The following is an 11354-nucleotide window of genomic DNA, read 5'->3' as shown; positions in this document are numbered from 1 at the left end:
CCATTTTTTGACGATCGCAATAATTCTCTTGACCATTTTGACTAGATGATACTACTATTGCTTACTACTGCTTACAAACTTAATAAAGTTTTATAATACATAGAAGACCCGCATCATTCAGCTAATTAAGAAAGAACACTCTTGACTGAAGTAAAGAGCGTCGCTTCCCTCTCAGGTCTAAAGACTCGCTCGTTTCCCGCATCCCGTATTAGTTTTATGAAGCCTTGCGGATTTTGACATTGGGAACCAGTGCTACTGCCAATGGACGGAATGTAAGTCAACGGGAGTAAGATTTCGGTCTTGCTGGATGCTGTTCCGCTTGAAGTTGGAAGCTCCCGTCATAGCGGTATCCCGCTTGACGATGAGTAGTTCACCCAGATCCCCGCGAAATTACCCATAAGCAGGGCAAATATCCGTAAATTCACTGATTCAGTTAGGTAATTAAAATTTCTTAATTAAAAATTCCAAATTCCCGCGCCGTCCGGTTGATTAGCAGATAGAGGTTGTTTGGGTATTTAGGGCATTACCCCACACCGCAAAAGGTGACAAATCAAACTAAACTCAACGAAAGAAAGTTTAGACTTTCGATTAACTCTTTTAACTTTTAGCCGGCTTCAATTGTGATCGCACTCGAATTAGACAGATTTTATAAAGCCTGCAACCCGAGCAAGACCCTTGTCGCGGGAGACCCAGGAGATTATCAATACTACATTGATTTTGGTTCGGTGCGGGGTGGCAAAATCATTGAATCTTTACAGCGAACCATCACCCGGATATCCCCCGACGAGCCAACCTGTCAGCTATTTACAGGGCATATCGGCTGTGGCAAATCTACCGAATTGTTTCGACTCAAAGCTGAGCTAGAGCAAGATGGTTTTTGCGTCGTCTACTTCGAGTCTTCCCAAGACTTGGACATGGGCGATGTAGACATCAGTGATATTTTGCTGAGCATTGCCCGCCAAGTCAGCGAAACGATGGAATCCGCCAAAATTAAACTCAGACCGAGCTACTTTACCAATTTGTTTGCAGAAGTGGCAGAATTTTTGCAGACTCCCATAGATTTGTCAGCGGAAGCGGAGTTATCTATAGGAATTGCTCGAGTTACTGCTAAAACTAAAGATTCTCCCAAACTACGATCGCAACTCAGGCAATATCTCGAACCCCGCACCAACAGCATCTTGCAGTCGATCAACGAAGAACTCCTCGACAGAGCTAACGCCGAACTCAAGCAACAAGGCAAAAAAGGCCTCGCAGTCATTGTTGACAATCTCGATCGCCTCGACGCCTCACTCAAACCCAGCGGACGCACCCAGCCAGAATACCTGTTTTTAGACCGTGGCGAACAGTTGAAAAAACTCAATTGCCACGTCGTCTACACCATTCCCCTGACTTTGATTTTTTCTAACGACTTTGGCCGTCTCGCCAGTCGATTTGGAGTCAAACCCAAGGTGATGCCGATGGTACCCGTGCTGAGGCGATCGGGCGACGATCATATCGAAGGAATGGCACTGCTGCGGCAGCTCGTATTGGCTAGAGCTTTCCCCACAGTCGCTCCCGCCCAACGCATCGATTTGATTTCCAAAGTCTTTGACTCTCCCGAAACTTTAGACAGGCTTTGCCGGATTAGCGGTGGCCATGTTCGCAATCTACTGATGCTTTTGTATAGCTGTTTGCAACATGAAGATCCCCCCTTCTCTCGCGAATGCCTCGAAAGCGTCATTCAAGAATATCGCGATGACCTTTTGGGAGCCATCAATGACACGGAATGGGAATTGTTGTTTCAAGTCGTCAACCGACAAAGTGTAACCGGCGAAGAAGAATCTCAAATCTTGTTGCGAAGTATGTTTGTCTTTGAATACCGGGATCAAGAAGGTCGCTGGTTTGGCATCAATCCAGCCCTAGCAGAAACCAGAAAATATCAGGAGTGGCAGCAACGAAATCACCAAGAATAGTTGGGATTTTTGAGATCGCATTCTTCGACTCTAAGATCCGTTAGCGGCGAGTAAATTGGAAACTATTTAACTTAAAATTTACCGTTCAAAACTCCCAATTTCTACAATCCAATAAGCACGCAGTCAGCGGTTTTTCCCACTGGCTGATTTCTCTTAAATGCGGTCTTTACGCCGCGCATATAATTGCCCCATAAATATTTGTCACCACACAATAAATTTCCCCAACCTCAACTGTCATATCTCCCATGCCAGACCAGGTAGGTATGTATTGATCCGTTGCTCCTAGTCTGGAGCGAGCATCCATGACGAGTTTTTTTTCTTTTTTCCAAATATATGCTACAGATATACCTATTGTTTACTAATAGCTAGTCGCTGGTATTATCGATACATTTAGCTGTCTGATATTGATGAATGGAGGATTTTATCTGTAGCTGACTAAAAAATATTTGATCTAGGTTTAATTTTTATTGTCAAGTTTCCCATTCTCTGAGATTGGGAGCTATGATGTTTTTAGATTAAACCTGATGACTATGTAAGTATTCATAGGAGAAGTACGAAAAACTACGTATTCCTACAGATATAAAGCGCCAGACCGATACGGGCATCTCTAAGTAGATACTGTTTCCGTCACGATCGGCAATCGTTAGGTAATTGATTTCTGCAAAAGGGGTGCACGCATGACCGATCTACTTAAACAACAAGAAACTGCCAGCTACAACGAGCGATCGCTCAAAACTCTGGTAAGATCCATCGCCATGTCTCAGCAGCAATTTTCGCTAATTTTAGTGCGCTGCAACTACGAGCAGTTGCGGCAGCACATAGCGCAGCGGCTGCGAGAAATGTCCGCAGTTCCAATTCAAGATCTCGTCCTGCCAGCATCCGTCAAAACCCTTTACACTACCCTCCAGGCAAACACGCTTCAGAACGGGGCTTCGGCTGTAGGTTCTGCCTCAGCTTTGATGGTATTTGGTTTGGAAACAGTAGTAGCGATCGACGAATTGATGGCCTCTACCAATCAAGTGCGAGATGAATTTCGCAAAAATTTTTCCTGTCCGGTGATTTTGTGGGTAACAGATGACATTGTGACCAAAATGATTCGTCTGGCCCCGGACTTCAAAAGTTGGGCCGCCGCCACCATTAAATTTGAAATGGCTGTTGACGAATTAATTAATTTCCTGGCACAGCAAGCCGATACTATATTTAAAGTAGGCGAAATAAATCAAGAACTAGGCAGCAGTACAGCCGGCACCCGACCAGGTTTTTGCGCCTGCGAAACCGACTGGGAAAAACCAGCCCAGGAGCATCAAATTAGCTCCGGAGAACGCTTTCTCACCTTTAACTCTCAACTGCAAAACGGACGACAATTAGATGTCCACTCGTATTCGCCTTTGAGTCCGGGCAATACCCTCGATTTGGCGATCGGCTCTTTGTCGCGCCGAGAACTAGAATTAGCTTTAAGAGATTTACAAAATCGCGGTCAAGAATTAGAACCCGCCCTGAAAGCCAGCCTGCAATTCGTTCTGGGTCGAGATTACTATGTCAGCGACCAAACTGAAACAGCATTAATTCATTACCAAGAAAGCTTAATATTTTGGCAGCAGCAAACCGGCAACTGGGAACTGGCAAACTGGGAATATGCCGAAAATCGATCGACCCTCTGCTCCTCATTGTCGAATCCTGTCCCCAACATCCTATTTTTAGAGAGAGAAGGCATAGTGCTATTTCACATAGCCCTGTGTCACAGATTGCAAGCAGCCAGAAATCCGGTAGCCAACCGCCACCACTGGGAACAAGCTTGGATTAGCCTGGAACAATCTAGAAACGCTTTCTCCCTTGCCGATCGCCCAGAATTGGTAGCTGAGGTGACAGCACACCTCGGAGAGGTACTGCAACGCCTCAAAGCTTGGGGAGAGTTGCAAGCATTAGCTGAAAATTCTTTGCAGTTGCACTTCACCTACGGTACTCCCAGCCAATTAGCTCAAGATTACGGGTTTTTGGCTGAAGTTGCCCTGCAACAGTCCAGGTGGAGTCAAGCCCGCCAGCTAGCCGAGTTGGCTTTGGCGATTTTGGATCAAACACCTAATGATTTAAGATTGTTGATTGAAGATTTGAGATTGGGATTTGCGGGAAATTATCCAGAATTCGTGGGTACTAACGAGTTCAGTAACGATCCCAAATCTAAAATCCAACATCCCAAATCCGATCGCAGTTCGTATCTTTTACTGTTAGCCCGAAGTTTGCGGGAGCTAGGTCAGTGGGAAGCGGCGGTTCATTCTTTGGAGTTGGCTCAAAATCAAAGCGAGCCCAAGTACGACCCCCGACTTTACATCGATATTTTGACAGAACTCCAAGCGGTTTATTTCGAGCAGGGAGAGTATCTCAAAGCTTTCCGGATTAAAAAAACCCAGCGATCGATCGAGTATCAATACGGATTTAGAGCTTTTATCGGAGCCAGCCAATTGCAACAGCAGCGTCAAGCTGTCAATCCTTCGAGCCCCTCAGCTCAAAATCAAGCTGCGATCGCAGCGGAAATGACAGCTTATTCCCGCCAAAAAGATATCAATAGATTGCTCGAAAGAATTAGCAGGGACGATCATAAATTAACTATTATTCACGGGCCCAGCGGAGTTGGAAAAAGTTCTCTAGTCAATGCCGGCTTAGTACCTGCTTTGAAAAATATTACTCCGGGCGCGCGGGATGCCTTGCCAGTAGTTATCAAAGTTTACACCGACTGGCTGGTGGAATTAGAAAACGCTTTGAACGGAGCGCTGTACGACAAACAAGCCGAAGATGAAACGCAATTAATCGCTCAAGGACTAAAGGAAATCCACAAAAGCAGTTGCTCTATTTCTCCAGAACGCGGCTCGGAAACTTCTTCTTTTATTATAGAGCAGTTGCGCGAAAATGCCACAAATAATTTGTTAACTGTGCTAATTTTCGATCAATTTGAAGAATTTTTCTTTGTTTCGACTTCAGTGGCACAAAGACAACTTTTTTATAACTTTTTGCGCTTGTTTTTGAACCTGCCTTATGTCAAGATAATTCTGTGCTTGCGCGAAGATTACTTGCACTATTTGCTCGACTGCGATCGCTTCCCCGATCTCGACGCCATTAACAATAATATTCTCGACAAAAGCATCCGCTACCAACTACGCAGTTTTTCAATAAAAGACGCGCGGGCTGTGATCGGACACTTAACGAAACGGGCAGAATATTATTTAGAACCGGCACTGATCGATGCCTTCGTCGAAGATTTAGCAGACGAACTGCAAGAAGTGAGACCGATCGAATTGCAGGTAGTAGGAGCGCAACTGCAAGAAGAAGGTATTACGACTCTAGCACAATACCAGCAATTGGGCGCCAATCCCAAAGCAGAATTAGTGAAGCGATCGCTCGAAGGAGTGATCTCTGACTGCGGCCTGGTTAACGAAGACGCAGCTTGGAAAATATTGTTTTCCCTGACGGATGAAAGAGGCGTGAGGCTGATTAAAACCAAAAACGAATTGTCCTTAGTGACAGGCCAGCAGCCGGCAGATGGGGGCGAAAGTGAATTATTGGCGATCGGCAGCAGAGGCAGAATTTCCCTACAGCGACAGTTCGCAAAAGAACCAGAAAGCGGACAAAAGAAAACCGACAACCTCGACTTGATTTTAGACATTTTAGTCGGTCACGGTTTGCTATTTCTGCTGCGGGAATCGCCCGAAGACCGCTATCAATTGGTACACGACTATTTAGTGCGGCCGATCCGCCAAAGATTCGGCTTAGAAGCCAGACTCCACAAAGCAGAAGCCGACAAAAAGATGAGTCAAGCACAGCTCTACCGAGCCAATACTTTTCTCAAACAAATGCTAGGAGTAGCAGTGATCGGCGTCCTATTGCTAACGAGTTCCACGATCGCCGCCGTCAACTTTTGGTGGCGGGCAGTCGGTCAAAAACAGCTAGCTGTCGCTCAAACTCAGCGAGCCGAAATCAGTACCCTCACCGCAGCTTCTGAAGCTCTTTATTTTTCAAACAACAAATTTGACGCCATGCTAGAAAGTTTGAGAGCGGGTAAAAAGTGGAGACAGATCGAAGGCTCCCAAGAAATGCACAGCCTCAAGGACACCGAAATTCTGATTGCTGCTGCCCTCCAGCAGGCAGTTTATGGCGTCAAAGAACGCAACCGCTTGGAGGGACACGGTGACGTAGTTTGGGGTCTGGGTTTCAGTCCAGACGGTCAAACAATAGCTTCTGCTAGCGTAGATAAAACCGTGAAACTTTGGCGGCGCGACGGCAGTTTGCTGGCTACTTTCAAAGGACACACTAACAGTGTCTCCTGTGTCACTTTCAGTCCCGATAATAAAACGATCGCCTCGGCAAGTTTAGATAAAACTGTCAAAATTTGGCAAACAGACGGCACTTTGTTAACCACTTTAACGGGACACACTAATAGCGTTACCACTGTTGCTTTTAGCCCGGACGGCCAAACGATCGCCAGTGCATCTACAGACAAAACTATCAAAATTTGGAAAACCGACGGTACGTTGCTGCAAACGATCGAACAACCAGCTCCCATAAATTGGATCAGCTTCAGCCGCGACGGTAAAATCATCGCTGCGGCGAGCGATGACGGCACTGTAAAACTGTGGAATGCTGACGGCAGGTTAATCGCTAATTTGTGGCACAGCGAAAACAAAAAACCCTCCAAAGTTTACACGGTCAGTTTTTCCCCCGACGGTGAAACGATCGCCAGTGCCGGTGAAGACAAAACGGTGAAAATCTGGAGCATCGCTGCCATAAAATACCCAGCCCGAAAAAAATCAGCCAAGGCAAAGGCGGGCGAACTGCTAACAACTTTGCGGGGACACAGCAAGTGGGTATTTGGTGTCAGTTACTCCCCCGACGGTAAAACACTTGCTTCTGGAAGCGCAGACGGGAGTGTCAAACTCTGGAGTCTGGCTGGTGTTGGCGACAAACGTCCAACGGATGCTAGCAATATTAAACCGGACAGTCGTTTGCTCAGAACTTTTGAGGGACACGCCGATCGAGTTACTCAGGTAAGTTTTAGCCCGGATGGCAAAACTTTGGCTTCGGCAAGTTTTGACAAAACTATCCGACTTTGGCGGCTCGATGATGTGCCCCTCAAAACCCTCGACGGACACCAAAACCGGGTGCAAAGCGTTACTTTCAGCCCCGACGGCCAAAAGCTGGCTTCTGCTTCTACAGACAAAACTATCAAACTCTGGAGCCGCACGGGGATTTTGCTCGAAACCTTGGAAGGACACACTCAGAGAGTCGCCAGCGTCAATTTCAGCCCCGACGGACAGCTACTGGTTTCTGGGAGTTACGACAAAACGGTGAAAGTCTGGAGTCTGAACAAAGATGCGACGAGTAATAGTCTCCCTTGTCCTTCGGCGCCGCTATTTCCGTGTTCGCCTTCTGTGCTGTTTACCCTGGAAGGACACGGCGACAGCGTGATGAGCGTGAATTTTAGCCCCGACAGCGAGATTATCGCTTCGGCGAGCAAGGACAAGACTGTGAAACTCTGGACGAGACAGGGCAGGTTGATTAAGACTTTGACGGGACACAAAGGCTGGGTGACTGGGGTGACATTCAGCCCTGACGGTTCGATGTTGGCTTCTGCAAGCGATGACGGCACTGTCAAAGTGTGGAATCGGGACGGTGGTTTGCTGAGGACTTTTGAAGGGGCTCACAATAGTTTTGTGTTGGGGGTTGCTTTTAGCCCTGATAGCAAAATGCTGGCTTCGGCTGGTTACGACAATTCGGTGAAGCTGTGGAAGGTGGACGGAACTTTGGTAGCGACGTTGCTGAAGGGTTCTAGCGACAGCGTGACTAGCGTGGGTTTTAGCCCGGATGGTTTGTTGGTTGCTTCGGGCAGTTACGATCATAAGGTGAAGTTGTGGAGCCGCAGCGGGACGTTGCTGAAAACTTTGACGGGTCACAAGGATAGTGTGATGGGCTTGAGTTTTAGCCCGGATGGGAAAATTCTGGCTTCTGCTAGCAAGGATAACCGGGTAATTTTATGGAATTTGGATCTTGATGATTTGCTGGTGAGGGGCTGCGATTGGGTGGGGGATTATCTTAGAACTAATCCTAATGTGAGCGATCGCGATCGGCGTCTGTGCGACGGGGTGGTCGCAAAACCTCAGTTTTAGTCATTTGATTGTTGGCGGTTGACGGATGACTGTTGACTGTTAAGGAACGGAGGACACTCCAAAAGCCATTTCCCTACCGCAAAATAATCTATCGCGATCGTACCAGATGTAACGATCGCCCGATTAATTGTAGGGAAACGGCACTGCCGTGTCCTGACTTTGGGTAATATTAATTTATTGGTGCGATCGTGGACGAAACCTCGTTTGATGGTTCAAATCTGTGCCACGCTAATCTGATGGGAGTTCAACCAGAGCCTAGTTTGATGGCAAAGAAGGTTAGGCTCATGGGAAAAGGGTTTGAAGATGGGATTTTGTGCAATACTGTCATGCCAGATGGAACTATCCGAAATGATAATTGTACAGCTTGATGAATGCTAAACATTGCTGAAAACAGATATACCCTTCCTTAGAAAGTTTATATTTATATTGCAACGCCGTAATTTCTACGATATCAATACCTAAATTCTTGGACCAATTTTCCGAAAGCAATAACTAAAATAGAAATATTATGCTGATTACACCAGATGAACTACTAGAACGCTATCAAGCTGGAGAGCGCAATTTTGCCGGATTGAGGATGAAGGCTAATACAGACAATCCTGATGTCTTAGACGGTGCTGACCTAAGTAATATTATCTTAAGTGGAATATACTGGCCGGGAGCTAGGCTTAGAGACGTTAACTTAACAGAAGCTAAATTAATAGGAGCTTATATGCCTGACGCTGATTTCACACTAGCAGACCTAACATGGGCCAATCTCAACGGAGCTACATTGAGGCGGGCTTGTTTAGAATGTACTAATTTGACAGGGGCTAGGCTGGAATATGCTAACTTAATTCAAGCTAACTTGGAAGGGGCTGATACTCTTAATGCTAATTTTGAATATAGTTCTCTGTGCCAATTAAATTTGACGCGAATTAGACCTGCGGGTCATCCCATTGACACTCTTAATATCCATTGCACAGGTGCGTTACTCTGGAATACGCTCATGCCTGATGGAACGTTTATTGCCGATCCTGTATACGACATGAGATACTAAACACAGGTCTCCAATTACTTCGGTCATTGTCATATATAAGACTTACGCAAAAACCTATTTCTGACAAAAATTATCTCTTTTTCGATAAAAATTGACACAGAAACTAGGTTTTTGGTTGCCCATGCGTAAGTCCTGATACATATTTATTCGTGATACCTTGGATTGCTAACAAACGTACCATCAGGCAGATAGGTTTGCCAGAGCAAAGCGTTAGTCAAAATCACCTGACGATGACATTCTTCATCCAGCTTGATTTTGGTAAGACCTACTTGACAAAGAATACTTTCACTTAAATCAGCACCTGTTAAGTCGGCTCCAATCAATTTAGCACCTGTTAAGTTAGCTCCAATCAATTTAGCACCTCTGAGGTTAGCTCCATTTAGCCAAGCCTCAGTAAGGTTGGCTCCTGTCAGGTCTGCACCTGACAAGTCAGCCTCTGCCAGTCCACCACGAACTAAAGAGATTCCTACTAACTGAGCTCCACGCAAGTTAGTTCTGCTGAATGAGTTGAGATCAGCTCCACTTAAAATGATGTTGCTTAAGTTAGTTGTGGTTAATTCACTACAAATACCATATTGAGTTACCCCAGCAAAGTTACGTTCGCCAGCATTATAACGCTCGATTAATTCTGCTACATTCATATGGATAATTCTGTCTCCCTAAACTTATTACTTAAAATAATAGAGGTAAAGTAGTATTATCCTCAATTTTTTCTTGAACTTCGGTGGCAATGTTCGAGAAAAAGTTATAGCCAGTCAAGTCCTCAATATCATTGACTGAGAAAATGTGCTTGCGCCAGTCTAGTTTTGATGGCTGTTGGTTAGTATTTGGCAAAAGTACGCCAAAGGAGATGGCCTTAGTTGTAATATCTGTAGGACTTTGACCGGGTGCTTCTGGAATTAAAACAACTTTCCACAGCCATTCAGGAACATCAATATTAAATTGAGAAGTTCGATCCTTAATTTGTGAGGGTAATTTTGAGGGTAATTCTGAGGGTAATAGTGATTGAATCCGATCGATTGAGCCATACCTGCCAGTAATAACGTAAACCTCATTGTTAGGGTTATTACTCTTTCTAACAAAGGTGTTTATGTCACCTTCGAGCTTCTGCCATGCTGTATCATACTGAGGTTGTGGTACTACATTTGTTGTCAAGTATGTTAGGTAATTATCTTTAGAAATAGAGTAATTATCCTGTGCTCCTGTATTAGGGTTTGGGATTGTATGATAGCTCTCTATTCCTCTTTCTCGATCTTGATTTGGCACTAAATGTCCTCGGATAGCAATAGTACCATTTTGACCAGTTTTACTGTAGTCTTCACTGATTGTAGCATCAGCAAAAGGTAGGCTCAAATCGGGAGCAAAATTAGGACGTGGCATACTTACTCCTCCTAACCATGAAGGATCTAATTTATAGCTCACCCAATTAGGAGTCTTGAGACTATCATTGTAAGAAACTGCATACTGAGGTTTTTCAATTAAGTAGTTATTGGGTTGGCTTGCTTGCTCAGTCCTTGCTTCTTGTTGATTCAGAGACGGATTGCCAAACTTCAGGTGTTCGCTTTGGAAGAATACATTATCAATATACACTTCTGTATCTCCATGTAGCTTAAATCTTAGTCTAGCTGTTTTCCCTCGCATTTCATCAGGCACATTTACTTGAAATGTTTCAAATCCCTTAGAACCATAGCCAATGCGATTAAGCTGTGATTGTATCAGTGGTTGAGCAACTGCTTGAGGATGAACTTCTCGTAAATCTACAGCAGCGGGAATTGCTCTTATTTCATCAACAGGAATTAAGGATGGATCTTCCACGAGAGTGCTAGGATCAATCTCCTTATCCCTTAGTATAAAAGATTGGTCGTCTGTCTCCAAATACACTTGAATATAGTCATCCTTATCATCAAGGCGAGCTGGCTCAGGTACATGAATATCAAATCGTAAATTTCCCCAGTCAGGAACAACAAAGCGATTGTGCGTAATGCTCTCACCTGAGTTTAGCTTCAAAGCATAATTGGGTTGACCCGAATTAGCCCCTACTACAGGGCTAGATAAAGTAGTAATGCTGTTCCGATTCACCAAGGAGCTTTGCAACACAGACTTATTATCGCCATTGTACAAAGACCAACCAGGAATGGGTTGCGAATCTAGTTGAGCCGCTACAGCATCAAAATTCCCATTAAACAAAGTAGGAACCGCATAATCACC

General features: G+C 45.1%; 6 protein-coding genes. 4 read left to right on the top strand and 2 right to left on the bottom strand.

Features of this window, described 5'->3' with window-relative positions; genetic code table 11:
* Positions 1 to 620: 620 nt before the first annotated feature.
* The 4 genes from JGK14_RS31960 to JGK14_RS31945 all read left to right on the top strand — a co-directional run bounded on the left by JGK14_RS31960 (position 621) and on the right by JGK14_RS31945 (position 9146).
* The gene (locus JGK14_RS31960) at positions 621 to 1952 is read left to right on the top strand and encodes an ATP-binding protein (protein ID WP_293150090.1); all 1332 of its coding nucleotides are present in this window, start codon (positions 621 to 623) and stop codon (positions 1950 to 1952) included.
* A gap of 677 nt (positions 1953 to 2629) precedes the next feature.
* A complete protein-coding gene (locus JGK14_RS31955) occupies positions 2630 to 8107 on the top strand; it encodes an nSTAND1 domain-containing NTPase (protein WP_293186112.1) in 5478 nt (1825 codons plus the stop codon).
* 188 nt (positions 8108 to 8295) lie between these two features.
* A complete protein-coding gene (locus tag JGK14_RS31950; RefSeq protein ID WP_325315922.1) occupies positions 8296 to 8475 on the top strand; it encodes a hypothetical protein in 180 nt (59 codons plus the stop codon).
* A 140-nt stretch (positions 8476 to 8615) separates the two neighbouring features.
* On the top strand, positions 8616 to 9146 hold the full coding sequence (locus JGK14_RS31945) for a pentapeptide repeat-containing protein (RefSeq protein WP_293201361.1): 531 nt from the start codon (positions 8616 to 8618) through the stop codon (positions 9144 to 9146).
* A 143-nt stretch (positions 9147 to 9289) separates the two neighbouring features.
* Here JGK14_RS31945 and JGK14_RS31940 read toward each other — a convergent pair whose 3' ends face one another.
* Complete coding sequence (locus JGK14_RS31940) at positions 9290 to 9787, bottom strand: pentapeptide repeat-containing protein (RefSeq protein WP_293201359.1); 498 nt, start codon at positions 9785 to 9787, stop codon at positions 9290 to 9292.
* Between the two features lie 31 nt (positions 9788 to 9818).
* Positions 9819 to 11354: DNA/RNA non-specific endonuclease (locus tag JGK14_RS31935; protein WP_325315921.1), on the bottom strand; the 1536-nt coding region annotated here is incomplete at its 5' end.

The organism is Microcoleus sp. PH2017_28_MFU_U_A, from assembly GCF_020738035.1.
GTDB lineage: Bacteria > Cyanobacteriota > Cyanobacteriia > Cyanobacteriales > Microcoleaceae > Microcoleus.
Note: the sequence above shows the minus strand (reverse complement) of the source record. Positions and strands in the feature narration are given on the sequence as shown.

What these genes read in the sequence shown, in the direction of transcription:
- JGK14_RS31945 (WP_293201361.1), top strand. Translation starts at nt 8,616, where the DNA reads ATGCTGATTACACCAGATGAACTACTAGAACGCTATCAAGCTGGAGAG.
- JGK14_RS31955 (WP_293186112.1), top strand. Translation starts at nt 2,630, where the DNA reads ATGACCGATCTACTTAAACAACAAGAAACTGCCAGCTACAACGAGCGA.
- JGK14_RS31940 (WP_293201359.1), bottom strand. Translation starts at nt 9,787, where the DNA reads ATGAATGTAGCAGAATTAATCGAGCGTTATAATGCTGGCGAACGTAAC.